The following is a 26,052-nucleotide window of genomic DNA, read 5'->3' on the forward strand; positions in this document are numbered from 1 at the left end:
AGCTGGCGTCAAGCACCCACTACTTGCTGTCGTCCGGGGCCTGCACACCAGGTTGTCCCTGTACATGGCGCCGGCTGACGTCCACGACCGCGACATCTTTCAGGAAATTACGCCCCACAGACAGCAGGTACCGCTGCCCGTTGCGATCGGTGATGTTCACCTCCACCATGTGCGTGGCTTCACCGACCGTCAGGCTCATATCGACGACCGGCCGACGCTGGCGCTCGAACCCAGGTCTGGAGACTCTGACATATCGCTTGATCGGCAGCTCGATCGTGACCGCATCTGCCGCGTCAGACTCTTCAGGCTCGGCAGCAGCGTCGTCCGCGCGGAGCACCGCGGGATTCAGGCTGAAGCGGATCCACTCGTCTCCGTCCCGCTCAAATGGCTTCATCTCACGGACGATTAATGTCGAGGTGGGTGCACCAGTATTGATCTGGGCCTCCAGCAGGGCTCCGCCGGGTTCCATCGTCACGTATTCCACCGAACCCAGCACCAGTTTGTCCTTGGCGACGGGCACCTCTACGATCTTCTCGTAGCGGCGTTCAATCACGCGTTCGACCACCTTCACCTCAGGCTCGGCGCAGACGACAGTCTCCGGTTCCGGGCACTGAAAAGGAGGAACGACGTCCTGAATCGCAGGCGCCTGCGATTCAGCGGGAACAGCTGCGCCCCCGCCAAACTGCGGCAGAGATTCGCACCCCACCAATACCTGGCAGGCAAGCAACGTACCCAAAAGGGGAAAAAACCGCATTATTCCAGACTACCTTAGGGCCGATCGGCCAGCCCAATGCGAAATTTGCAATGTTTCCATCCCTGTATCCCGAGTTTCGGAGAATCCATACCCACCGAAAATAAACCACCGATACTACCCCATAGTCTCCGCGCTGCACAGAGCGGGACGACTCCCGACAGCAACCCTGGGCACCTCGCGGGGTTAACCGCGCTCAAGCCGGCTGTCGATCTCCCCCAACAGGCGAACAAGATCACCGGAATCGCCACCCTCGCGGAAATACTCCTCGGCAATCGGTGCAATCCCGCACTTGGGCGGCAACGGCGCCTCCACCTCAATCAGCTGGATCATACGCGGCAAGAAAATAAACTGAAGCCACTGCGGCAAAGTCAGGGTATCGACGCAAAACGGTTCCTGGCTGGCCAATGCTTCCGCAGGCGGCTGCTCTTCCTGCCAGAGCGCCAGTCGACGCATTTCCACCTCTAGCGCGAGCAACAACTCGGCAACATCTACGTAGATCGGTTTCATTGGTATTCCTTTAACAGCGCCGCAATCAGCCTTCAATTCTTCTTTGAAACGGCGGCAGGGAGTCCAGCATTGCGCGCCCATAGCGCCGGGAAACCACCCTTCGGTCCAGCAGCGTCACGGTGCCCTCATCCTTCTCTGTGCGCAGCAATCGACCGGCCGCCTGAACCAGTTTGACCGAGGCATCGGGCACGGTAATTTGCATGAAGGCATTGCCACCGCGGGCCTCGATCCATTCCGCCAGGGCGGCCTCAATCGGATCGTCCGGTACCGCGAACGGCAATTTCGCGATCACCACGTGGCGACAGTAATCTCCCGGTAAATCCAGCCCCTCGGCAAAGCTTGCCAGACCGAACAGGACACTGCGCCCGCCGGCATCGACAGACTTGCGATGCTGATCGAGCAGCTGCTGGCGGGACTGCTGCCCCTGCATCAGGACACGACTGCGCCAGGTACCAGGCAGCGACTCATACACCGTTTCCATCTGCCGCCTCGACGAGAACAGCACCAGCGCGCCGCCATTGTCCTCGAGCAGGTCGGGCAGTACATCAACCACCGCATCGGTATGCCGCGCTGCATCGCCCGCATCCACGGCTGCGGAGGGAACCTGCAGCGTCGCGCGGGAAAAATCAAACGGGCTGGGCACCACCTCGTAAGCGGCATTGTCCGGTGTGCCTGCACGCATTTTCAGTCGGTCAAACTTCCCCAGTGCGGTCAGCGTGGCCGAGGTCAACACGGCGCCATAGCAGCGGCGCCACAAACTGTATTCGAGCGTTTTCCCGGCCAGGATCGGTGAGCTGCACACCTCAAAGTCGGTCGAGCCACCCCAGTCGACCAGTGTGACCCAGCGCGCCTGAGGCAGCGCATCCTCGGCGTCCGGGCGGGCGTAATTGGCCCACAACTGGAGGTTCGACTCCGCGCGCCCATACCAGCTGCCAATCAGTGGATACCAGCGCTCCAGATCCACCGCAGGTACCGGACTGTGGACATCTTCGAGCATGCGCTGGGCCGCCAGCAACATCTTGCCCAGCAAAGATTCCAGCTCATCAAAATCTTCCCGCAGCTTTTCCGCCAGCACGGAGATCGCCTCAGGCACCACACCACCCTCAAAGCGATGCCTCACCGTGTTGCCGCGCTCATCCTCAAACTCACATTCATCCTCGAGCATAGGCCACATCTGTTCGAGCCCCTGCTTGGCAGAGGTCAGTACGGCCGGCAATTGTTCCGCGCTGCGCTCCAGATCGGCGCCGTCACCGATCTCCCCCAACATCTGGCCGAGATTTTTGTTGGCCTGGTCCAGCCAGCCGGTAGAAGCCCCCACACGGCTGTGATGGGCAAAATGATTCAGCGCCTTGTCGGGCAAGTGATGCGCCTCATCGAGGATGTAAATGGTCTCTTCCGGAGGCGGCAGAATGGCGCCGCCACCCAGCGCCAAATCCGCCAGCAGCAAATCGTGATTGGCGACAATCACCTGGGTTTTACCAATGCTTTCCCTGGCGCGGAAGAAACTGCAATTGCCCACATGGGGGCATCGACGCCCTGAGCACTGGCGATGATCGGTGGTCACTCGCGCCCATTCGTCGACGGCAATGGTTTCCGCCCAGTTATCCCGGTCCCCATCCCACTTCCCGGTAGCGAGACCGTCGGCCATTTCGCGATACAGCGTCACGCTCTCCTCGCTCACGAGGGGCTTCTCATCGGGGTACAGGCCGATGCTGGTGCCGGCGCCGTTGCCGCTGCATTCCGTCAGTAATTGGTCGAGCTTGCTGAGACACAGGTAGCGCCCGCGCCCCTTGGCCAGGGCGAAATCGAATTTGAGCCCACTGTGGCGGGCAACCTCGGGCAGGTCTTTGTAAACAATCTGTTCCTGCAGCGCGACGGTCGCCGTCGAGACAACCAGCTTCTTGTCTTGCGCCTGCGCCAGGGGAATAGCGGCCAGGAGGTAGGCGACGGTTTTGCCGGTCCCGGTACCGGCCTCGACCACACAGATATGCTGCCCGTCGGTTTTCTGCGGATCCCGCTCACCCGCGGCATCTTGCTCAATGGCACCGAGTGTTCGCGCGATCGCAGCCACCATGAGCTTTTGACCATAACGGGATTTGAGCTGACGGCCGGCGAGGAATTCGCTATAGGCCGTCTGGATGGACTGCTTGTTTTCTTTGCTTAACACAATGGACGCGGTATCTGGATACAGGGAATGGCCGAGAGCGGCGACTGTGGCGCATTATCACCGATGCGCCTGCCGCACTCCACCTATTCAGTGTCCGCGCACCGCAGGGGGAGACTCAGTGATATGCCAACTTGGATACCACGGGGTTCGCATACCCCTGGATCGCGTTCCTGCGCCAGCGCTCGTCAATCTTCGCCATACGCTCTTCGAACCGGGCACGGACTTCGAGATGCTCTTCCGCGCGCCAGGGCCTGGCCGGCCAGCCGACGGGCAAGTCGGGCACGGAGCCGTACAGCATCTCATAGGCAATGAAGTTGGTCGGGTGCAGCACGTAATTACCGATAATCTGGCGATCGATTTCCTCAGCCATCTGCGACACGTCCAGAAAGTCGCCCTCGATAGGCTCTCCGAAAGCCGCATGGACATGGCCCTTTTGCCCCACCACGCCCTTGGCAATCGCCCCCAGGTCCTCGTGCTTGGACTTGCGGTACTCTTCCTTGTTTTCCTTCACGTAGATTTCCCGGGCCTTCTGCCGGTCGCAGGGATCCCATTCATAGGAAATGGTCAGCGGGACAATGTGCAGCTTGCGCCAGAAGTCGACGAACGGGGTTTCCTTGTCCTTGGTCATGGCGAACATGGCCAGCAGGGCCGGATTCGTGCGATCCAGGCCATCTTTCGCCCGACCGGAACGCTGGGCGATCCAGACGTGCTCATTCTCATTGACCACCGAGTGGTAAATGTAATTGGACAGTTTGGTAGCCGCTTCCAGCTTCTCGCGCCGGTTGGCCGCCTGGCGTTTTACGGTAAAGCACTTGTTCAACTTCATGATGTCTGCCGCGAACGGCTTGGACAGCAGGTTGTCACCAATGGCAATACGCGAGGTCTCATGCCCTTCCCGGTACATCGCCAGGATCGACAGTGCGGGATCCATGGCGATATCGCGATGGTTACTGACAAACAGACAGGCACGGTCTTTTGGCAAGGTATCCAACCCAGATACGGTAAACGCATCACAGGTGCGATCCACCACCTTGCCCATGTATTTGGACACCACGTCCTGTACACCGCGCACGTCCCGCACGCCACGGAACTCGAACCGCAGGAACTGACGGGCCATCCACGCCACCGGGCCTTCCAGCCAGGCCAGCTTGGGAACGAGAAAATGCGCGACCGCCTGGGACATTTCCGGGTCGGCAATCAAGCGCCGCAAAGCCTCGCGCACCTCGTCGTCGCGATAGGGCCGAATATCCTCAAACTGCGAGGGGTCCAGGTTACTTGCTCTCATGGATTCACTACCTGCCAACTTGCCCGACTGTCCACTACCGACACGGGCATAGGCTCATTCTTATTTGTAGGTCAATCCGCCGGGGCCGGCGGCGCGCGGCGCTTCCCGAGCCTGACCTTGGGGGCCATTTGGGGTGGCGGCGCACAAATTGGCGCAGAACATACCGGAAGCGCTGGCGAACCGCCAGTGCCGCGCGCGACTATCCGGTGTGGACAGGGTCGGCCGCAGTCGCGAGAATAGCCCGTTTAGCCCAGCGCAAGCCGCGGGCCACAACGATAACGATGATGCCGCCGGCCAGGCGGCCACAGAAGTAGACCAGGAGCCTCACTTGAGTCACGCCAGCACACCCGATTCCATCGCGCCCACGAGCGGCCGTCAGCCCAGCCTGGGCGATGCGCTCATCCCCCTCATCACACTGATCCTCATGCTCTCCCTGTCGGTCTACCTATACGGTGCCGATTCTTCCTATGGCCCCAACCAGATTGCCCTGCTGCTGTGCGCCGGCGTCGCCGCGCTGGTGGGCATGAAGAACGGCAATACCTGGAAGGAAATGGAATCAGGCATGCTCCACGGGATTGGCCTGGTGTTCAGCGCCATCCTCATTCTGCTGGCAGTCGGCTCGCTGATCGGCAGCTGGATTCTGGCCGGCACCGTGCCGTCGATGATTTACTTTGGTGTGCAGATCCTATCCCCGGAGTGGTTTTACGCGGCCAGCTGTATCATTTGCGCCATCGTGGGCCTGAGCATCGGTTCCAGCTGGACTACCGCCGGCACCCTGGGTGTTGCACTGATGGGAATCGCTGCAGCGCTCAACCTGTCGCCGGCCATTACCGCCGGCGCGGTGATCTCCGGGGCTTACTTCGGCGACAAAATGTCCCCACTGTCAGACACCACCAACGTGGCGGCCGCAGTGACCTCCAACGATCTGTTCCTGCACATCCGCAATATGCTTTGGACCACCATCCCGGCGTTTGTCATTGCCCTGGTGGTTTTCTCGGTACTGGGTCTCTCGGCAGAATCCACGACCACTACCAGCGATGACATCAACCAACTGCTGGGCGCGCTGCAGGAAGAATTCAATATCTCGATGGTCAGCCTGCTGCCACTGGCACTGCTGCTGTTTATGGCCTGGCGCAAAATTCCCGCTTATCCGACGCTGATCATTGGCGCATTGGTAGGCTGCATCATCGCCCTGATTTTTGAATCAGAAACTGCGCGCCGTCTTGGTGGCGGTGACGACTTCCTGGCGGGAATCAAAGGAGCCTGGTACGCCCTGTTTGATGGCTATGTCTCGACGTCGAGCAACGAGTCGGTCGCCAAATTGCTGTCAAAAGGCGGCATGAGCAGCATGCTCAACACGGTGTGGCTCATTATCTCTGCGATGGCATTTGGCGGCGTGATGGAACGCGCTGGATTCCTCGAGCGCATCGTTTACTGGACCATTTCCCGGGTCAAGACCGTCGGCGGCCTGATCACTTCCACAGTACTGACTTGCTTCGGCATGAACGCCGCCGCCGGCGACCAGTACATGGCGATCATCATTCCCGGGCGGATGTTCCGCGAGGCTTATGCCGACAAGGGCCTGCACGGTCTCAGCCTGTCCCGCACCCTGGAAGATTCCGGCACCATTACTTCTGTGCTCATTCCCTGGAACACGTGCGGCGCTTACATGAGCGCGACGCTCGGCATCGCCACGTTTGCCTACGCGCCGTTTGCCCTGTTCAACATTATCTGCCCGCTGCTGGCCATCGCTTACGGCTGGACCCGTTTCAAACAGGTCCCGCTCGGCTCCCAGCCGGTCGCACAGCAACCCGCATAATATGAGTGAATCACTGAGTCTCACCGCGCTGCTCCAGCAGGCACAATATCGCTCCCGCTGGTTCGACCTGGGACGGCGCTTGCGCACCGTCCCCCAGTCGACGGTCGAAGCCTTTGAGAGCGGCAACATCGCCTGGCCCTCTCCCTACCTTCGTCACGCCTGGATAGGACTGCTGCTCTGGCCACAAGAAGGCGGTGAGTCTGCGGTCTGGTTTCTGCGCTTTCCGCTGGACGAACAGGGCAAATTGCAGTTTGCGGTGCGCGATGGGTTTATCCGGCGCCTTACCGAGGCGCTTTCGAAAGACGGCGACGCCGCCCAACAACTGGGGCGTGCCCTGGATGACAGCGGCCTGGTCTATGCCCCGGCACCCGATCGACGTGCAACCTTCCACGCCCATGCCGGCATGATTCTGCGTCGGCTCCCCAGCGAGCATTATCAGCGGGTCCTTCAGTTCCTGCAGTCGCCGCAAAATGGGCAGTGGGAACAACTGGGCCTGCAAGGTATCGCTGATGTGGCAGCTCGCTGGGAGGAGCACGCTGCGTTACTCTGCACCGCTCTCACGACCGTACCCGCGCCGGTGTTTAACAACCTGTGCCATTGCCTCGAGAGCGAGCGCATCGATCACAGGCTGGCTGGCGCCATCCTCGACCGCGCCAAAGCGTGCCTCGAAGGGGATGCCGTCGATCCAGCACTGATTGCCGCGGCAGTACGGGGAGTGTCGCTCTCTGTCGCCGAAGGGCTGCGGCGCAACTTTCTACTCGAGATCCTGAAGCGCCCCCTGCGCAACGAAGTAGAGGTTCTGGCAGCCATCGGCAGTCGCTGCCCCGAGGACCTGCTCGACGAGACGCTGGCCTCAGCGTGGCTGAACGCCCTCGCGGATACCGGAGACCAGAATACCTTCAACCTGATGCTCGCAGACCTGATGTTTATTCCAGCCAACCGGGATCGCCTGCTGGGCATCCTCCGTGACCCCCAACGACCGGAACAGCTGGCAACCATCTTTGGAAATTTTTTGCGTGGTTCCGGCCCCACACACTAAACGGCTGCAGCGGGGTCAACAGCCTCGTTTGGCGTGCGCTCCTTTGCGGGCCACGCCACCCTCCGCAAACAGATCCCGTCAACCGACGCCCGGCCAACCGCCAGCCACCCGGATCCACGGCAACAGCACCTACACTTTTGGCTGCCGGATTGCCGCGAAATAGCGTCTGACACCTGGCGGAAAAATCACTTCACTGACACCCAAAACCACATCGCGTTTTTGGAAAAATTTTTCGCAAAAAAAGTTACAAAAAAACTGTTTGCGCCCGGCAAGAGACAAACCAGCAAATTGGCAGAAAACCCTTCAAATATAGGCGTTTTTCTACGACAAACTGGCACAGTAATTATCCCGACTTAACCACTGGCAGCTATTTTTTCCGCGTGCCTATTACACTCCAATTGGGCGGTACCTTTGTAGAAAATCTTTTTACAAAGCAGACCAAACAGGTGACGTTTTATTGTCTATGCTAATGGCTAACATCAACGGAAAGGAGTTAGGGGATGAATTTCACTCCAGCCAAGTACTTAATTGGAATTATCAGTGCACTGGTTCTGGCAGGTTGCTGCGCCGCACCTCCGGTTCCCGCTTCCTGCCCTCCGGGCTCTGAGCAAATTCCGCTTTCAATGGCTTGCCCGGCGGATGCCGATTGTTGGATGGCCTCCGACAATACGCGCTGCATGAAAGTGGTCAAGTAAGACCACCTCCATGCAAACATAGCAATGCCGCTCTATTCGGGCGGCATTTGCTTTTTTGTCTCTGCCTTCTGGCCATTTCTCCCATACAGTGCACCCGCTGACACTGGCCTCGTCCAGCCTTTAACGGTAGGATTAGCGCGCCAAACCGTTCGGGAGTGCCCCGCTGTACCCATCACTCCGCTCACGGTTCCCATCCCGTTTTACAACCGAAATAAGACTAGCCATGACAGCTGAAACACTGCCGGTCAGCCGGACCGCAGCTATTGCAAAACTCAAGGCGCACAAGGACGAGCACAAGTGGTCTCTGCGCGAACTGTTTACGACGGACACGGAGCGTGCTGACAAACTGAGTACGAGCGCTGCCGGAATCTATCTCGACTACAGCAAAAATCACCTGCGCGAAGAGACGCTGGCGATGCTGTTCGATTTTGCCAAACAAATCGACCTGCCCGAAAAAATCTCACAGTTACTGTCAGGCGCCATCGTCAACAACACCGAGCACCGCCCCGCCCTGCATACGGCATTGCGCTTCCAGGGAACACCAAAGGATGAGCACGAGCGCGCAGTCGCGGAATGCCGTGAGCAAATGCGAGCATTCTGCAGCAAGGTTCACAGCGGTGAATGGCAAGGCTTTAGCGGCAAGCGCATCGAACACATCGTCAATATCGGTATTGGTGGTTCAGATCTCGGACCGCGCATGGTCGTCGAGGCACTCGTACCCTGGCAGCGCAGCGATATAACCGCACACTTTGTTGCCAACGTGGATGGTGCAGACCTCAGCGACACACTGGCAAAACTGCCCGCCGAGAACACCCTGTTCATCGTCGCCTCCAAGTCGTTTTCCACACTGGAAACCCGTGAGAACGCGCTGTCCGCGCGCCAGTGGATGCTCGATGCGGGTTGTACCGAGTCCCAGCTGGCAAAACACTTTGTCGCCGTGAGTACCAATCTGGTCGCCGCGCAGGACTTTGGTATTGCACCGGAAAACATCTTCCCGATGTGGGATTGGGTTGGCGGTCGCTACTCGCTCTGGTCTGCGATCGGTCTCCCTATCGCCCTCGCATGTGGCTTTGAAAACTACGAGGCGCTGCTGAGCGGGGCCAATGAAATGGACCAGCATTTCGCCAGCGCACCACTTGAGCAAAACCTGCCTGTGCTGCTCGCGCTGATTCACTTCTGGTACCGACAGTGCTGGCAGACCGGCAGCCACGTGGTGCTGCCCTATGCGCAGCGACTGGCCAAGCTGCCCGCATGGCTGCAGCAGCTGGATATGGAAAGCCTGGGCAAAGGCGTCAACCGCGAAGGTCAGGCACTGCATTACCCGAGTGGTAGCGTGATCTGGGGAACAGAGGGCAGCAATGGCCAGCACTCGTTCCACCAGCTGCTGCACCAGGGAACCGATATGATCCCGGCAGACTTTATCGCGGTAAAAGAGCCCACCTCGGGCCTGACTGACCAGCATCGCTGGCTCCTGTCCTGCTGTATCAGCCAGAGCCAGGCTCTGCTGCAAGGCAAGAGCCTGCACGAAGCGCGCGAAGAGCTGGAAGCACAGGGACACACTCACGCCGACGCGCACGAGCTGGCACCCCATAAAGTGATCCCCGGAAACCGTCCCAGTAACACCATGATTGTGGAGCGGCTGGATCCGAAGCACCTGGGTGCCCTGCTGGCCCTGTACGAACACAAGGTATTTGTCGGTGGCTGCCTGCTCGACATCAATCCGTTCGACCAGTGGGGTGTGGAGCTGGGCAAACTGCTCGGCACTGCCGTGCATGAAGCCTCCAATGGCGGCTCCACAGAGGGCTGGGATGGCTCCAGCAAGAAACTGCTCGAGCTACTGTTCTAAGCCCAGAGCGGGCCTCGTAGCCCGACAGCTCGCCAGAACCCAAAGGGCCCGCAAATTGCGGGCCCTTTTTCGTTATCCAGCCTACAAGGCTTCACGCCCCACAAATTCCGGGGCGGACAGTCAGAGCCTCAGCCGCTGTTCAACTTCTTCATCATTGGCTCAATCAAGTCCATGGGGAGCGGGAACACAATGGTGGAATTCTTTTCACCCGCAATGTCGATCAGTGTCTGCATGTAGCGCAGCGTCATCGCATTCTGGTTTTTGGAAAGCTCATCCGCCGCTTCGGTCAGCTTCATCGCCGCCTGAGCTTCACCCTCGGCATGAATCACCTTGGCACGGCGGGAACGCTCCGCTTCTGCCTGCCGGGCAATGGCGCGAATCATGCTTTCATCAAGGTCAATGTGCTTGATCTCAACATTGGTGACTTTGACACCCCAGGCATCCGTCTGTTCATCGAGGATTTTCTGGATATCCACGTTGAGCTTGTCCCGCTCGGAAAGCATTTCATCCAGCTCATGCTTACCCAGTACCGAGCGCAGTGTGGTTTGCGCCAACTGGCTGACGGCTTCATGGTAATTTTCGACATTGATGATCGCCGACTGGGGGTTGACCACCCGATAATAAACAACGGCATTCACCTTGACCGATACGTTGTCCCGACTGATCACATCCTGTGTTGGTACATCCATAACCACGGTCCGCAGGTCGACACGCTCCATGGTCTGGATCACCGGAATAATGATGATCAGGCCAGGACCTTTGACCGACTGGAAGCGCCCGAGAAAAAATACCACTGCCCGTTCGTACTCCCGCAGGATCCGGATCGCGTACATCACAATCAGCGCAATCGCGGCAATCAATAGCCCGACGAAATAGCTCACCATGCTTTTCTCCTGTTGTTATTGCGGGTTCAACCGCACTCACTACCTTCCTACTCGCTGTTCCTACTCGCCCCCCTGGGGCTCAACGGTCAATTCCAGTCCATGCTGCGCAACGATGGTCACCAACTGCCCTTCCTCCAGCGATGCCGTTGAGTGCGCACGCCAGAGCTCACCATCGATATGCACGATCAGCGCCCCGCCGTGCCCGTCATCGTCGGGCGCACCCACCACTGCGGTCCTGCCGACCAGCGCCTGGTCCGCGGGGACTTTCGGTCGCCGCATACTGCGGCCAACCGCCGTAACCAGGCCCAGCATCAGCAGGCCACTCACACCGGCAATCGCAGCGATCAACTCTTTCGACACCTGCATGCCCGGTACATCACTGTCAATCAGCATCACCGAACCAATGACCAGCGAGATGACGCCACCGATTCCGAGCGCGCCAAAACTCGGCATAAATACTTCGGCCACAATCAGTAACGCACCGAGAATAATCAGCGCCAGGCCGGCGTAATTGATCGGTAATACCTGCAGCGCATAAAACGCCAGCAACAGGCAGATCACCCCCACGATGCCCGGCACCAGCGCACCCGGGTTGTACCCCTCGAAGATCAGGCCGTAAATCCCAACCAGCAACAGAATATAGGCGACCTGGGGATTGGTAATGAGACTGAGCAACTCGTTGCGCCAGTCCGGTGCGTAAGCCTTGATCGGCAGCGTGGCGATTTCCTCAGATACGGTGATCTCGCCAGACTCCAGTTTGACCTTGCGCCCGGGCAACTGCTTCACCAGGTCGCCGGTATCTGTCGCGACGATATCAATCACGTTCTCTTCCAGCGCCTCCTGGGCCGTCAGGGTCGCCGCATCCCGTACCGCTTTTTCTGCCCACTCCGCATTGCGCCCGTAGCGATTGGCCAACCCACGGATAAAGGCCACCGCATCATTCACCACCTTGCGCTCCATCGCGCTGGCGGGTGGTGGTGCCTTGTCACTATTTTCTTCTGCGGCCTTGTCGTCAGCGGATTCCGCGGCCTCTTCTGCCGGCTTGTCCTCTGCAGGCGGCTGCGTCCCTGGCGGGCTACCGGGCTGGGCTGGCCCGATTTGCACCGGCGTGGCTGCGCCCAACGTCGTGGCTGGCGTCATCGCCGCAATCTGGCTGGCGTACAGAATATAAGTCCCGGCGCTGGCAGCGCGGGCCCCAGCGGGATGCACGAAGGTTGCGACCGGCACTGGCGAAGCGAGGATGTGCTTGATGATGTCGCGACTGGCGGCGTCCAACCCCCCCGGGGTATCCATTTGCAGAATCACCAGGCGGGCACCCTGCTCCTGTGCCTCTTCCATCGCGCGGGTAAGGTAATCCGTGGTGGCAGGACCGATGGCCCCTTTGATCGACAGGAGCGCAATATGCGGCCCCTGAATGCCCAGGGCATCGTCTATTTCGACCTCCTCCGTTGAAGCATCTTCCTGCGCAGGCTGAGCCTGCGCGTGAGCCTCGACGAAAGACAGCAGCACGAAGAGAATCGCGCCGAAGAAACCTCCCACAATCCATTTGGGCATGGCATCTCCCGGATGCTGGTTTATCTATGGATTGAGGTTACCAGAAAATGGCGGGGAGGGAGTCCGGTGTGGAAACACCGGACAATGTCACCCAGAGATGTTGCGGAAAATTCAGCGACACGAAGCCGCTAGGCACGCTAGGCGGGATTGCGCCGGCTGTGCCAGGTGACCGGGCGAGCATATTTCTCAACGTCGTTCTCGACCCCCAGCAGCATGGCAAACAATGCCATGCGCACCAACAGGCCGTTATCGGTCTGGCGGAAAATGGCCAGGCCCGGATGCTCGTTCAGGTCGGTATCCAGCTCATTGGCTTCCGCGCGCGAGTCCCGCGGCAGCGGATGCATGATGACCGTATTAGGCTCGGCATTGCGGGTGAAAATCTCGCGATTGAGACGGAAGCGTCCGCGATACTGATTGGCCTCGTCTTGCGACGCAAAGCGCTCTTCCTGAATACGGGTGGAATAGACGATATCCACTCCCGAGATGGAACACTCCAGCTGGTCGGTAATGGTGACCGAATGCCCCGCCGCCCGCAGTTTTTCCACCACCGCATCGGGCATGGCCAGTTCTGGCGGTGAAACAAACGTCAGTTTCACCTGCTTGAACAGGCACAGCAGTTTGCACAGGGAATGCACCGTACGGCCGTATTTGAGATCACCGATCATCGCGATACGGAAATCATCCAGCGAGCGCCCCTTGGTTTCCAGCTCCTTGCGGATGGTATACAGGTCCAGCAGGGCCTGGGTGGGATGCTCGTTTGCGCCATCGCCGCCGTTCACCACCGGTACCCGGCTGGCCGCGGCGAATTCCGCCACACTGCCCTCTTCCGGATGGCGCATGCAGATCACGTCGCTGTAGCCAGACAGCACCCGCGCGGTATCGTACAGCGACTCACCCTTGGCCATGGCGCTGGCCGTGAAGCCCACGGTTTCCCGCACGGTGCCGCCGAGCAGATTGAATGCCGCCCCGAAGCTGAGCCGGGTACGGGTACTGGGCTCGAGGAACATATTGCCCAGAATGGCGCCCTCGAGAACACGTGTCACTTTTTCGCGCTTGGCGAAAGGGACCATGGTGTCCGCGACGGCGAACACCCGATCGATATCCGCCCGCTCGAACTGGCTGACGGAAAGAATATTGGCTCCGATAAAATCCATGGTTACTCCATTGCCTGCGCCCACCGGGCGCGCTTATCGGGGCGCTATTCTACTCGCCGGGGGCCAGAAGAAGATAGCCGAGTATTGACCCGCCGGATCACCTCACCCCAGAAGGCCATCTCCCCACTGCTCCAGCTGATCCAGCAGCGCACCCCTCTGGGGGAACTGTTCGCGCAGCCTCGCCAACTCCTCGAAATAGGGCTCGAGCGTAATACTGGCACCGGCACTGGGATCGGTCAGGCGACGGAAGCGCCACTCCTCCCAGCGCTGCTGTTCGGCAGGGTTAAGGGTCTCGGGGAAATTCCGTGCCCGCAGCCGGAACAGCAGTTCCGGCAGGCGCTGGTCCGCAAACGGGATCTCGCCGCCGAGGGCCTCCGGGCCGCGCTCGGCCAGATCCCGATGCAATGCGCGACACAGGTCGCGATCACCATCGCCGAGAAACCCATCGTACAGAGACGCTTCGGCATCCCGCTTGGGAAACTCGCTATCCAGATAGACCCGGTGCAATTTCTCGGTGAGGTTCACGTCTTTCAGTTGCTGCCAGTGTGCCTCACAGGCTTGTTTATCCACTCCCAACGCAGCCGCGCGCTGGTCGTCCAGCATATTGGGCGGCGCCAGCACCGGACAGCGGTTGAGGTGGACCAGCTTCAGACCCGCGGGCAGCTCCCCCTCTGCCAGCTTGTCGCGCCCGGTATACAGCCGCTCGCGCAGCGCATCCGCGTCGAGAGACAGAATCGGTTCCGGATCCATTGCCAGGTTGGCCACGATGACCGCATTGCGGTTGACCGGATGCATGGCGAGGGGCAGTACGTAGGTGATATGCCCCTGGCTCGCCGGCACCTTGCCCGAGACGTGCAACAGAGGCTTGCGCGCCTGCAGGTCTACCAGGCGGGCGGCCTCCTGCTTGCGCCGCAGCTTGAAAACATAGTCGTACAGCCGGGGTTGGCGGGTGCGAATCAGGCGGGCCATATCAATGGTGGCGCGGACATCGGACAGGGCATCGTGCGCACCTTCATGGGCAATGCCATTCGCCGCGGTCAATTCCTCCAGCCGGAAAGACGGCACACCGGGCTCGCGCTCGGGCCATTCAATCCCCTCGGGCCGCAGGGCATAGGTGAGTCGCACCATGTCGATGATGTCCCAGCGACTGTTGCCGCTACGCCATTCGCGCTCATAGGGGTCCAGCAAATTCCGGTACAGGGTATGGCGGGTTACCTCATCATCGAAACGCAGGCTGTTGTATCCCACCCCGCAGGTACCCGGTGCCCCCAGCTCCACCAGGATGCGCTGGATAAACGTCAACTCGGGGACACCCTGCTCCAGCGCCAGTTGCGGGCTGAGACCGGTAACCAGCGCGGCCATTGGCTGCGGCAGGCAATCACTGGCAGGGCGGCAGTAAACCATGAGAGGGTCACCGATGATGTTGAGGTCCTCATCGGTGCGGATACCGGCAAACTGGGAGGGCTTGTCGGCACCGGGGTCGATGCCCCAGGTCTCGTAATCGTGCCAGTAAAGGGTTGTGCTGCTCACCTTGCTCTTCTCTCCAACTTGCCGTTCGCCGTCCTTTGGACCATTTCGGGGCTGCTCCACGCAACACTCGGCTCGCATCATAACATTGACGCCCCTTGTATCTGGACATCCCCCAGGCACAGGGCGACCATTAGTCATTGCGATCCCGGCCCTCTGGCCCACGCCAGAGACCAGGCAGCGCCCCGACAGCACGGCAGTTGCAATGCTGCTGGCGCCCATTAAAATCGCGCGTTTTGATTGATCACAGCGATAGTCCAACCTATGAACATCCGCCAGCTCCTTTCCGACAAGTTCCAGGCCGCCATGCAGGCCGCCGGTGTACCCGCCGAGTGCAGCCCGATTGTTGCCCCGGCCAAAAAGGCTGGCTTCGGTGACTATCAGGCCAACGGTGCGATGGGTGCCGCCAAACGCATGGGCACCAACCCGCGTGAGCTGGCCAGCAAAATTGTCGAAGCGCTGGATAAGGGCGACATGATCGACAAGGTTGAGATCGCCGGCCCGGGCTTTATCAATATTCACCTCAGTGAACGGTGGCTGGCCAACAACCTGCAGGAAGCTGCGCGTGACCCTCGCCTGCATATTGCCTCGGTCGCCGCACCGCAGAACATCGTTATCGACTATTCGTCCCCGAACCTCGCTAAAGAGATGCATGTGGGCCACCTGCGGACCACCATCATCGGTGACGCGCTGGCGCGACTGCTGGAGTTCCAGGGGCACAAGGTCATCCGCCAGAACCACATGGGGGACTGGGGTACCCAGTTCGGCATGTTGCTCGCTCACCTTTCCGACAAACTGGAAGACAGCGCCGCAGAAGTCGCGCTGGCAGACCTGGAGGTCTTTTACCGCGAGGCCAAGGTGCGCTTCGACGAAGAGGAAGGCTTCGCCGACCGCGCCCGCGAATACGTGGTGAAACTGCAGGGGGGCGATGCTGGCTGCCTGAAGCTGTGGAAGCAGTTTATTGATATCTCCATCAGCCACGCAGAAGAGATCTATTCAAAGCTCAAGGTCACCCTGAAACATGGCGACATTTACAGCGAGAGCAAATACAACGATGACCTCCCCGTGCTCACACAGGAGCTGCTGGACGAGGGTATCGCCGTTCGCGATCAGGGTGCCGTGGTGGTCTTCCTCGAAGAAATGGCCGATAAGGAAGGCAACCCCAGTCCGATGATCGTGCAAAAGAAAGATGGCGGCTATCTGTATGCCACCACTGACCTGGCAGCGATCCGCTACCGTGCGGGAACCCTGGATGCCGACCGTATCCTGTACGTCGTGGACACCCGCCAATCCCTGCATCTGCAGCAAGCCTTTACCGGCGCGCGTAAAGCCGGTTTCGTCGGGCCAGAGGTGAGCCTCGAGCACTGCGCGTTTGGCACCATGATGGGTGACGACGGCAAGCCGTTCAAAACCCGTTCCGGCGGAACCGTCAAACTCGCTGCCCTGCTGGATGAGGCGGTAGAACGCGCGCAAAAACTGGTTGCCGAGAAAAATCCGGAGCTCGATGCTGCAGCCTGTGCCGAGATCGGTCGTGCGGTGGGCATCGGCGCCGTCAAATATGCCGACCTGAGCAAGACCCGCACCAATGATTACATCTTCAACTGGGACGCGATGCTCAGCTTCGAAGGTAACACGGCACCCTACCTGCAATACGCGTATACCCGCGTGCGCAGTATCTTCCGTCGTGCCGGCGTGGATCCGGAATCCCTCACAGCGCCCATTGCGCTGGACACCGCCGAGGAACGCGCGCTGGCCATCAAACTGAGTCAGTTTGGTGAAGTGCTCGACCAGGTGGCCAAAGACACCTTCCCGCACGTGCTGTGCACCTACCTGTACGATCTGGCCAGCTCCTACATGGCGTTTTACGAGGCATGTCCGGTGCTGAAAGAAGGGGTCAGTGAAGCGCAGAAGCAAAGCCGCCTGCAGCTCTGCAACCTGGTGGCACGCACCCTGGCCACTGGCCTCGATTTGCTGGGCATTGAGGTGCTCGAACAGATGTAATCCGGCAGCGCCGCCCCGGCGGCCTGCCTGCAATGCATCTTGGAGTGAGGAACTTGTTGTCGGGTGACAGTCGCGCCCGTGCGTTATGCCTTCTGGCAGGTATCAGGGCGGTGGGATTGAACGGATTTAAACGCTCGCCGCGGATGAAACAACCGGAGTCAGTGCGACCACGTTGAGCTGGCTTCTGGTACGGGCAACCACCCGGCCTCGCCCCACACGGGCAATATGATCGTCGCTGCGGTCCTTCTCTGACCGCTGCACCACTTCCTGCAGCAAACGCAGGGCGCGCGCCACATCACCATCTTTCAGCACCCAGAGCTCGGAGCGCCAGGCAAGCGGCACCGCGTCGGCCGCCGGCGCATCAACCACCGACTGCTGGGCAATGGCCGATATTCCGGCTTTCTCCAACAAAATTTGCAGATGACTAACCAGCAATTGATCGCTGGCGATATAGATTTTGCGCGCCATTTAGAAAATATCCGCAACTCGTAGCGACAGGCAGCTCAGGCGAGCGCCTTTCCTTATCAGTGTTGCCCGCAGCTTCTCAAAATATTGAGGGGGTATGTTTAAAGATAGTTCAGGCGCACGAGATTGCGCGACGACAGGAGGGCAGAAAAGGTAATCAAGCGTCAACCATCATTGCCGCTGGCGGACACCGCTTCTGGCAGGCGCCGCTGGAGGTAGGTAGTACTGAGATCTTCGATGCCAGGCAACGCCTCAGAATAGAACTGGTAGTTATTTTTTCCGCGGTACTTCGCGTGATACATCGCGGTATCCGCCTTTTGCATAATGGTTTCGATCGTCAGGCCGTGCTGCGGAATGGCCACAATACCGATGCTGAGGGTGATGCGCAGGACCTCGCCGCCCACCTTGACCGGTTCCGCCGCGGTGCCCAGCAACTTTTCTGCCAGTATCCGGTGCGCACCCTCACCCTCTGCCGAACGCACGAACACACAGAACTCATCACCGCCCAAGCGCGCCACCATATCCTCCTGGCGCATGACGCTGACCAGGCGGCGCGCCACCACGCGTAACAGCTCGTCGCCACACTGGTGGCCATGGGAGTCGTTGACCTGCTTGAAATCATCCAGGTCAATAAAGAACACATAGCCAGTACTGGTCCCCTTGATGGCTTCAGCGTGCAGGTATCTTTCCAACTCCTCCAGCAGGCACAGGCGGTTGGCCAGTCCGGTGAGTGTGTCGTGCATGGCAATCCGCTCGAGCTCGGCGGTATTGTGCGCAACAATCTCCTTCATCAACTCCAGCTGATCACAGACCGTCAAGCCGGTGGAGTCCAGCACATCAATTTCATCGTAGCGCGAGCGCGGTTTTTGTATGGGCTGAATCAGGTCTCGTGCCGAGTCAAACTCACCGCCACTGAGCAGCGGCAGGGCTTCTGCCAGACGGCGCAAGCGCACAATCGGTCGCCAGAGAATGGCAATCAGCGCCGAGACAAACACCAGCGCCCCCACCACCGACACCACCATCAGCAGGGCGATTGAATCTTTGATGTGCCGAACCTGGTCGGTCACATCATCCACAATCACAAACTGCGCCCCCAGCGGGTCCACCGGCGACAGGGGAAACGTCTTTACGTCAAAACTGCGCGCGCCAAATGTGTGACTGTGGGAATAACGCAACTCAGGCAAGCCAACTTCGGCAGCGGAAACCGAGCGCAGCAATGGCATCAGGGCATCTTGCGAGGTCATCGCAATCACAGAGCGCTTCCAGTGGCGCAAGTGACGCAATGCGGTGGTCTGATCCTGCGCGCCAGGCGCCGACAGGATGCCGATATCGGACTCCGTCAATTGACGGAATGCGAGCAACTCATTGTCCAGGGAGCGATCCACCTGCAGCAAATACTCCTCGCTGCGATCGCCGGCGGTCACCAGCATCGCCAGGCTCTGTACACAAGTCTGGCCGCAGTGGACCCGTTCCAGAGGGGGGCCGCCGAGACGCAGCTCTTCAATCTGGGACTCGGTCAGCCTGCGGGTGGGCTCCCCCCAGACCATCGGGGGGCGACCGTCGAGACTATAGAGCTTGAGCGATTCGAGGCCCCAGCTTTCCTCCAGGTACGCCCACTGCTGGTCGATCAGGCGCTGCAGAATGCCCGAGCCGGGCGCGCGTCCGCCGCGCCAGAGTACAAACAGGTCGGTGAGCTGGCTGAGGTCCTCACGGGAATCGCTGAGGAGCGCCTCGATTTGCTGCTGGTAAGAGAGGTAGCGGCTGTTGCGGTTTTTCTCCAGCAGGGACTGCAGGCTGCGGTAATCCACCACAATAAAGAAGGCACACATTGCCATCACTAGCAGCAGTGAATAAAGGGTCACCTTCACCCGCAGGCTATGAAGTTGCATGTCCCTCGCGACTCCCCGTTGGCCTGCGCATATCCTTGCCGGCCGTCCCGTTAGAATTGGATGTGATGGGCGCCAAAGACACCCGCGATGCGCCGGTAACACCTTACCGGCACGTTCATCAACAGCTAACCGACCACGCACCCCCGGGGCTAACCACAAATTTTAGAATAAAATAGTGTCACGCGTGGAAAGATCGACAATTACACGCCGATTCTCCGCTTGAGCAGCACTTTACCCGCCAAAAACCCCTCGATTGCCCGTTTCGCGGCCGATTGCTAAGATGCGCCCGGCTTGCGAGCCCCAGTCACGGTCGCCCTCCGAGGCAGCACCGGACATCGCTCCCGAGCCAGGCCGAGCACCCCGACGCTACTCCGCGTGGGAATCCCACGTGACGAAGCATTTCTGGCCCCGACGCCCCGGGCTGCTCTGCTATTTTTACCCGGTGCCACGATTCCAGCGGCACCGGCAGTAGACGCACTCTCTGCGAATGATTCCCGCGATACAGGAACGGAATATATGACCCAGCCATCTCTGCTGCAGTTGGAACAACACGACGCATTTATCGGTCGGCATATCGGCCCCGATCAGGCTCAAGTTAAAGAGATGCTGGACACTCTTGGCGTCTCTTCCCTGGAAGAGCTGATCGAGAAGACCGTGCCGGCGGCGATCCGTAAAACCGATGACCTGGACCTCGATGATGCCGTCAACGAGCAGGAAGCGCTGGCCGAGCTGAAGGCCATCGCTGGGCGGAACAAAATCTACCGCACTTTTATCGGCATGGGCTACCACGACACGATTACACCCAATGTCATTTTGCGCAATGTGCTGGAAAACCCGGGCTGGTACACCGCCTACACCCCTTACCAGCCGGAGATTGCCCAGGGCCGCCTCGAAGGTCTGCTGAACTTCCAGCAAATGATCATGGACCTGACCGGCATGGACCTGGCGAATGCGTCCATGCTCGACGAAGGCACCGCTGCGGCAGAAGCCATGGCCATGTGTAAGCGCCAGGCCAAGCGCAACAAATCCAATGTTTTCTTTGTGGACGCCAACTGTCATCCACAAACCATTGCCGTGGTAAAAACCCGCGCGGAGCATTTCGGCTTTGACGTCGTAGTGGGTGATATCGACAGCGACATCCCCGCAGAACTCTTCGGTGCACTGCTGCAGTACCCCGGTTCCACCGGCGTGGTCCGCGACCTCACCGACATCATCAGCAAAGTTCACGAGGCCAACGGCCTGGTCACTGTGGCCGCTGACCTGATGAGCCTGGTGGCCCTCAAGGCCCCGGGTGAAATGGGGGCAGATGTCGTCGTAGGCTGTAATCAGCGCTTCGGTATCCCCATGTGCTACGGCGGGCCGCACGCCGGCTTCTTCGCTTTCCGCGAAGCCTACAAGCGCTCGGCACCCGGCCGTATTATCGGCGTGTCAGTCGACAGCAAGGGCAAGCGCGCCCTGCGCATGGCCATGCAAACCCGAGAACAGCACATTCGCCGTGAAAAGGCCAACTCCAATATCTGTACCTCTCAGGTACTGCTCGCCGTCATGAGCGCCTTCTACGCGATTTACCACGGCCCAGAAGGCCTGAAAACCATCGCTGCGCGCATCCAGCGGCTTGCGGACATTCTCGCCCTGGCCCTGCAAAAAGAGGGCTTCCAACTGGCCCATGACAGCTGGTTCGACACACTGTCCGTCAAAGTCGGCGACCAGCGCGAAGCCATTTATCAGCGCGCGCTCGCCGCAGAAATCAATCTGCGCAAAGTCGGTGACGACGCCTTGGGCGTGAGCCTCAATGAGACCGCCTCCCTGGCGGATGTCTCAGACATCCTGTCTGTGTTTGTCGGAAACGATCACGGCATCGACCTGCAGCAGCTGGATAGCGAGATCGCTGCAAAAGGCCCGCAGGGCGTGCCGGCCTCCCTGGCGCGTACGTCGGAGTTTATGACGCACCCGGTCTTCAACACGCACCATTCTGAAACCGAAATGCTGCGCTACCTGAAGACCCTGGAGTCCAAGGACATCGCCCTCAACCACTCGATGATTCCGCTCGGTTCCTGCACCATGAAGCTGAACGCCACCGCCGAAATGATCCCGGTGACCTGGCCCGAGTTTGGCAAGCTGCACCCCTTCGCCCCGACCGAACAGGCCGAAGGTTACGCAGAGATGTTCCGCCAGCTGCAACACATGCTGGCCGCCTGCACCGGATACGATGCCGTGAGTCTGCAGCCCAATGCGGGCTCCCAGGGTGAGTACGCGGGTCTGGTCGCCATCAAAAAGTACTTTGAGGCAAAGGGTGAAACCCAGCGCGATATCTGCCTGATCCCCGCTTCCGCCCACGGTACCAACCCGGCGTCCGCCATGATGGTCAGCATGAAAGTCGTGGTCGTTGCCTGTGATGATAAGGGCAACGTCGACATGGCTGACCTGAAAGCCAAAGTGGAAGAGCACGGCGACCGCGTCGCCGCGTTGATGGTCACTTACCCGTCCACCCACGGCGTATTCGAGGAAGGCATTCGCGAAATCTGCGACCTGATCCACCAGGCCGGCGGCCAGGTGTACATTGACGGCGCCAATATGAATGCCCTGATCGGCGTGGCCGCGCCGGGCAAATTTGGCGGTGACGTCTCTCACCTGAATCTGCACAAGACTTTCTGTATCCCGCACGGGGGCGGTGGCCCGGGTATGGGTCCGATTGCCGTGGGCGAACACTTGAAGCCGTATCTGGCCGGCCACCCGGTGACTGAGGTTCCGGAAACCGACCCTACCAATGGCACGATTTCCGCAGCGCCCTGGGGATCCGCCAGCATTCTGCCTATCAGCTGGATGTATATCCGGATGATGGGCAAGCGCGGCATGAAACTGGCAACCGAGACCGCGATCCTCAATGCGAACTATGTGGCCAAGCGCCTGAGCGAGCACTACTCACTGCTGTACACCGGCACCAATGGCTTTATCGCGCACGAGTGCCTTGTGGACCTGCGCCCGCTCAAGGAAGCCAGCGGTATCACCGAGGAAGACATTGCCAAGCGTCTGATGGACTTTGGATTCCATGCGCCCACCATGTCATTCCCGGTTGCCGGCACACTGATGATCGAGCCTACAGAGAGTGAGTCCAAGGAAGAACTGGATCGCTTTATCCTGGCCATGAGCACGATCCGCCAGGAAGTGGAAGACGTTGCCAGCGGCAAGTACACCGCAGAAGACAATCCGCTGCACAATGCCCCGCATACGCTGGAAGATGTGATGACCGACGACTGGACGCACGCCTACTCGAGAGATGTGGCTGGCCGCCCGGCGCCATGGCTCAAGGACCACAAGGTATGGCCCGGATCCAACCGCATCGACAACGTGTTTGGCGATCGCAACCTGATTTGCTCCTGCCCACCGGTGGAAAGCTACATGGACTGATTGCAGTCCCGTCAGCATAAAAAATGGCGAGCCTCGGCTCGCCATTTTTTGTTCAGCCCGGTGCCGCTCTGCGCACGACTCCCACAGCCCTAGGGTTCAGCGGTGACCGCTGCTTCTTTGGGCGGGGCTGTCGCCCGGCGCCCCACGCTGACAGCCGGCACACCGACAACCGTATCACCCTCGGCCACATCGCCCTTCACCACCGCATTGGCACCTACCCGTGCATTGTCACCGACCTTGATCGGGCCCAGTAGTTTGGCTCCGGCGCCAATATCAACGTGATAACCCAGCTCGACAATGCCCGCCAGGGTAACCTGCTGGAATATCAGGCAGTTCGGGCCGATCACCGATTTGGGATGAATCACAATGCCGTTGGGGTGGGGAATCTGCAGCCCACCGCCAATCTGGCAGGACAAATCGATTTCCGCACCGGTTACCACGCTCCAGAAACGATGCCGAAGCACACACAAACGCAGCCCCAGGAATCTCAGCGGGTTTCGAGAGCGCTTTAAGGCCTGATAGTCACGGATCGCCTTCAACAGCTTGCGACCCGGATCCCAGAAGCGCTTTGGGCGCTCCCGCTCCCACATGGGGACACTCCAATCCAAACTTCCCTCTGATGCCATAAGTCCCTTTCCTGGTTAGTGACACATCCTGTTTCCCGGCCACAACCCGGTCACACCGGCCAGCTGGGATCGCACCTGCAGAAATTATTTCTGGATTAGCCACACAATTCAACACACGACGGCGAACGGCCACAGGCGAGAGCGCCGTACGAGCGGCTACGGGGATTCGTCAGAGAGGGCCGGTATACCCCAACCGGAACGTCCTGAAGCGCCGCGTCTACCAATATTCGGGCTTATTCAGGGCATCGACACAGCGCACGGGTGCGGAGAATGGCCCCACGGAGCCGCCCGTCAGCGACTGGGCCACCCATCCATGGGGGTAGGAGAGCGGTTGAGGCGCTGGCACCTGGACGGGATCCACCGGCTGAAAACCCAACCGCGTGTAAAACTGCGGATCTCCATAGGTAAACAACAGCGCTGCACCCTGCTCGGTCAGCCGCGCAATGCCGTATCGAATCAACTTCTGCCCGATCCCCCGGCCCTGATGCTGCGTGGCGATCGCAACCGGCGAAAGAATGAATGCCGGCTCGCCGCCCTCAAGCCAGAGACGACTGAAAAAAATCGCCCCCACCACCGCCTGCTCACTACGTGCAACATAGCCATATAGATCCCCGGGCGCAGTAGTGGCGATCAGGTTAGACACCAAAGCGCCAATCTGCTGTCCCTCAGCCTCCCCCTCGGAAGCGCCGAACACCGCCGTGAAGTGACTAACAATACGGTCCGTCATTTGGGGATCAAACGGTTCAAAAACCATGATGTGTTACCGCCAGCTCTGCAATTTGCACACGTTAATGGGCCTCGCGCTATGACTCCGATAGGTGATTACACAGCGGACAAACAAAATAAAGCGGGGTACCACCATCCGCCATATAGATTCGGTTCCCTACTCCGCCAGACATGCAGGGAGAACCTAGCATCACATGCCAAATATAATGGCCTTATAGAAGTACGCCACGGGACGATCCGCGCGCAATATGACAAACCCCGTTCTCGACTGAACGCCATCGAATTCTTCGAATCTGCGAATTAAATCCGTACTGCGCAAGACATTGGCAAAGCACGAGTAGACCTTTTCACCCCCCTCCAGAAGGTGGATCGCATCTTGAATATAAGGCTCGCGCTCTTCGTCCAATGGACGGATAGCGGACAGCATTTCGGCCTCCCGCGACAGCGCCTGCAGAGACTCCTTCAATACCGCTTCAAGAGAAATGGATTCACCAAGACGGAGAATACCCATATCCCCGAAGCTGCCATGCCTGAACTCAGGCCCATGGCAATTTACTGGCCCAGGCTCCTCTCCGAACAGAGGGGCGCTCAGCAAACAAAGCAAAAAAACAGAACAAAACCGAATTAAAAACAGACAATATCGCCCCATGCGCTGGCGATCTCCCTTAGCTGTCGATTCCCAACAAGTAGCAACGGAAAACTCTATCTAGTCATATTTTGACTGCTTCAAACAAGGTCAACATCAGCAGATAAGCCACGAGCTCTAAGCAATTCAGAACCAAAGTACCAAATTAGCAATCACCGCTACAGCCCTGATCCGGTTTATGAACTACGAAATAGATTTCCGGACTAAACCACGAACCCAATACACGAAACGGACTGCAATACTGCTTAAATCCCAAGAATCGAATACTCAAGGATTCTCTCAACAGGCGATGATCAAAGCCGAGATGATAGAAATGATACCGTTTTCCTTCCGATATCTCCCCAATGGGCCTTAAACGAGGTGGCCTACCCAGGACACATCGAAATATATTCGACAACTGAGCATCATATTCCCCGTACCTACGCATCATCCGAAAGAGCCCTTTATATAGAGCTGCGCCAAATAATTCATTTGGCACACCAACAATAAAAGTGCCACCAGGCTTCAAAATCTTGTAGACATCCTCTAATGCCTGCTCCATCTCTACATTCGGCAAATGCTCAAACACTTCTAATGAGAATACGATGTCTACCGAGTTGTCCGAAATTAAACCAAGAGAGTCAACCAAAGAAATCTTTGACCGCCCGGAAAGTCTCGAGTGCGCCTGCTGATACATACCACTCGCAGGCTCGTAGCAGATAAAATGAGAATCAGTATCAATCCCAGACAGTCTAATGCACAACTCTCCGTCACCACCACCAAAGTCGAGAACCGTCCTTTCACTACCGCTATTCGAATACAACCTCAATGCCGTCTCAAAACGTGCTCTCTGAAAATAGCGCTTAACAACATTTGGGTCGTTTAAAGTAATATCCGAATAACTCATACATTCGCACCGAGCGTCGCTGAATCATAAAGGAACAGTAAAAACGTCTACTCAAACGAGCAACAATGTTTCAAAATAGGCCCAATGCGCCACCAAACCTATTCGAAGTTCAAGAGTAGCACCCCGATTTTAGGCAGCGTACTCCAATAGCTTCTGAGAGCGCGAAATCGGCAA

Annotated in this window: 19 protein-coding genes; 5 read left to right on the plus strand and 14 right to left on the minus strand. The window is 58.9% G+C overall.

The annotated features are described in order from the left end of the window. Positions 1-19 precede the first annotated feature (19 nt). The 4 genes from ACXAD0_RS15685 to ACXAD0_RS15700 all read right to left on the minus strand — a co-directional run bounded on the left by ACXAD0_RS15685 (position 20) and on the right by ACXAD0_RS15700 (position 4,713). A complete protein-coding gene (locus ACXAD0_RS15685; RefSeq protein ID WP_475089555.1) occupies positions 20-754 on the minus strand; it encodes an ATP-dependent zinc protease family protein in 735 nt (244 codons plus the stop codon). A 183-nt stretch (positions 755-937) separates the two neighbouring features. After that, a complete protein-coding gene (locus ACXAD0_RS15690; protein WP_475089556.1) occupies positions 938-1,261 on the minus strand; it encodes a YqcC family protein in 324 nt (107 codons plus the stop codon). A 25-nt stretch (positions 1,262-1,286) separates the two neighbouring features. Further along, a complete protein-coding gene (dinG, locus tag ACXAD0_RS15695; RefSeq protein ID WP_475089557.1) occupies positions 1,287-3,428 on the minus strand; it encodes an ATP-dependent DNA helicase DinG in 2,142 nt (713 codons plus the stop codon). Positions 3,429-3,543: 115 nt separating this feature from the next. Beyond that, entirely contained in the window at positions 3,544-4,713 is a 1,170-nt protein-coding gene (locus ACXAD0_RS15700) for a 1-acyl-sn-glycerol-3-phosphate acyltransferase (RefSeq protein ID WP_475089558.1), read from the minus strand. 355 nt (positions 4,714-5,068) lie between these two features. Between ACXAD0_RS15700 and nhaC the strand changes: the two genes are divergently transcribed. From nhaC to pgi, 3 genes are all read left to right on the plus strand, one after another. After that, entirely contained in the window at positions 5,069-6,532 is a 1,464-nt protein-coding gene (gene nhaC, locus ACXAD0_RS15705) for a Na+/H+ antiporter NhaC (protein WP_475090405.1), read from the plus strand. A 1-nt stretch (position 6,533) separates the two neighbouring features. After that, a complete protein-coding gene (locus ACXAD0_RS15710; RefSeq protein ID WP_475089559.1) occupies positions 6,534-7,571 on the plus strand; it encodes a DUF3549 family protein in 1,038 nt (345 codons plus the stop codon). Positions 7,572-8,489: 918 nt separating this feature from the next. Beyond that, the gene (gene pgi, locus ACXAD0_RS15715) at positions 8,490-10,112 is read left to right on the plus strand and encodes a glucose-6-phosphate isomerase (RefSeq protein ID WP_475089560.1); all 1,623 of its coding nucleotides are present in this window, start codon (positions 8,490-8,492) and stop codon (positions 10,110-10,112) included. Between the two features lie 128 nt (positions 10,113-10,240). Here pgi and ACXAD0_RS15720 read toward each other — a convergent pair whose 3' ends face one another. The 4 genes from ACXAD0_RS15720 to sbcB form a co-directional block, all read right to left on the minus strand. After that, positions 10,241-10,996: a slipin family protein gene (locus tag ACXAD0_RS15720; protein WP_475089561.1), complete on the minus strand. Its 756-nt coding sequence runs from the start codon at positions 10,994-10,996 to the stop codon at positions 10,241-10,243. A gap of 60 nt (positions 10,997-11,056) precedes the next feature. After that, positions 11,057-12,550, minus strand: a complete 1,494-nt coding sequence (locus ACXAD0_RS15725; protein ID WP_475089562.1) for an NfeD family protein — start codon at positions 12,548-12,550, stop codon at positions 11,057-11,059. A gap of 137 nt (positions 12,551-12,687) precedes the next feature. Further along, positions 12,688-13,704 carry an aspartate carbamoyltransferase gene (locus ACXAD0_RS15730; protein ID WP_475089563.1) on the minus strand — a complete coding sequence of 339 codons (1,017 nt, stop codon included), beginning with the start codon at positions 13,702-13,704 and terminating at the stop codon, positions 12,688-12,690. 102 nt (positions 13,705-13,806) lie between these two features. Continuing rightward, positions 13,807-15,234 carry an exodeoxyribonuclease I gene (sbcB, locus tag ACXAD0_RS15735; RefSeq protein ID WP_475089564.1) on the minus strand — a complete coding sequence of 476 codons (1,428 nt, stop codon included), beginning with the start codon at positions 15,232-15,234 and terminating at the stop codon, positions 13,807-13,809. 261 nt (positions 15,235-15,495) lie between these two features. Between sbcB and argS the strand changes: the two genes are divergently transcribed. Beyond that, a complete protein-coding gene (argS, locus tag ACXAD0_RS15740) occupies positions 15,496-17,232 on the plus strand; it encodes an arginine--tRNA ligase (RefSeq protein ID WP_475089565.1) in 1,737 nt (578 codons plus the stop codon). Positions 17,233-17,358: 126 nt separating this feature from the next. On the opposite strand, the gene ACXAD0_RS15745 is transcribed toward argS, so the two are convergent. After that, positions 17,359-17,700 carry a putative signal transducing protein gene (locus tag ACXAD0_RS15745; protein WP_475089567.1) on the minus strand — a complete coding sequence of 114 codons (342 nt, stop codon included), beginning with the start codon at positions 17,698-17,700 and terminating at the stop codon, positions 17,359-17,361. A 161-nt stretch (positions 17,701-17,861) separates the two neighbouring features. Continuing rightward, positions 17,862-19,586 (minus strand): diguanylate cyclase domain-containing protein, encoded by a 1,725-nt coding sequence (locus ACXAD0_RS15750; RefSeq protein ID WP_475089569.1) that lies wholly within the window; start codon positions 19,584-19,586, stop codon positions 17,862-17,864. Positions 19,587-20,102: 516 nt separating this feature from the next. Here ACXAD0_RS15750 and gcvP point away from each other — a divergent pair. After that, positions 20,103-22,994 (plus strand): aminomethyl-transferring glycine dehydrogenase, encoded by a 2,892-nt coding sequence (gene gcvP / locus ACXAD0_RS15755; RefSeq protein ID WP_475089570.1) that lies wholly within the window; start codon positions 20,103-20,105, stop codon positions 22,992-22,994. 89 nt (positions 22,995-23,083) lie between these two features. Here the strand turns inward: gcvP and ACXAD0_RS15760 are convergent, their stop codons facing one another. From ACXAD0_RS15760 to ACXAD0_RS15775, 4 genes are all read right to left on the minus strand, one after another. Beyond that, complete coding sequence (locus ACXAD0_RS15760; protein ID WP_475089572.1) at positions 23,084-23,620, minus strand: serine O-acetyltransferase; 537 nt, start codon at positions 23,618-23,620, stop codon at positions 23,084-23,086. A gap of 217 nt (positions 23,621-23,837) precedes the next feature. Then, positions 23,838-24,374 carry a GNAT family N-acetyltransferase gene (locus ACXAD0_RS15765; RefSeq protein ID WP_475089574.1) on the minus strand — a complete coding sequence of 179 codons (537 nt, stop codon included), beginning with the start codon at positions 24,372-24,374 and terminating at the stop codon, positions 23,838-23,840. A 162-nt stretch (positions 24,375-24,536) separates the two neighbouring features. Then, positions 24,537-24,857, minus strand: a complete 321-nt coding sequence (locus tag ACXAD0_RS15770) for a hypothetical protein (RefSeq protein WP_475089576.1) — start codon at positions 24,855-24,857, stop codon at positions 24,537-24,539. A 280-nt stretch (positions 24,858-25,137) separates the two neighbouring features. Further along, positions 25,138-25,878, minus strand: a complete 741-nt coding sequence (locus tag ACXAD0_RS15775; protein WP_475089577.1) for a class I SAM-dependent methyltransferase — start codon at positions 25,876-25,878, stop codon at positions 25,138-25,140. Between the last annotated feature and the right edge of the window lie 174 nt (positions 25,879-26,052).

Source organism: Microbulbifer sp. ABF4_148 (assembly GCF_056158985.1).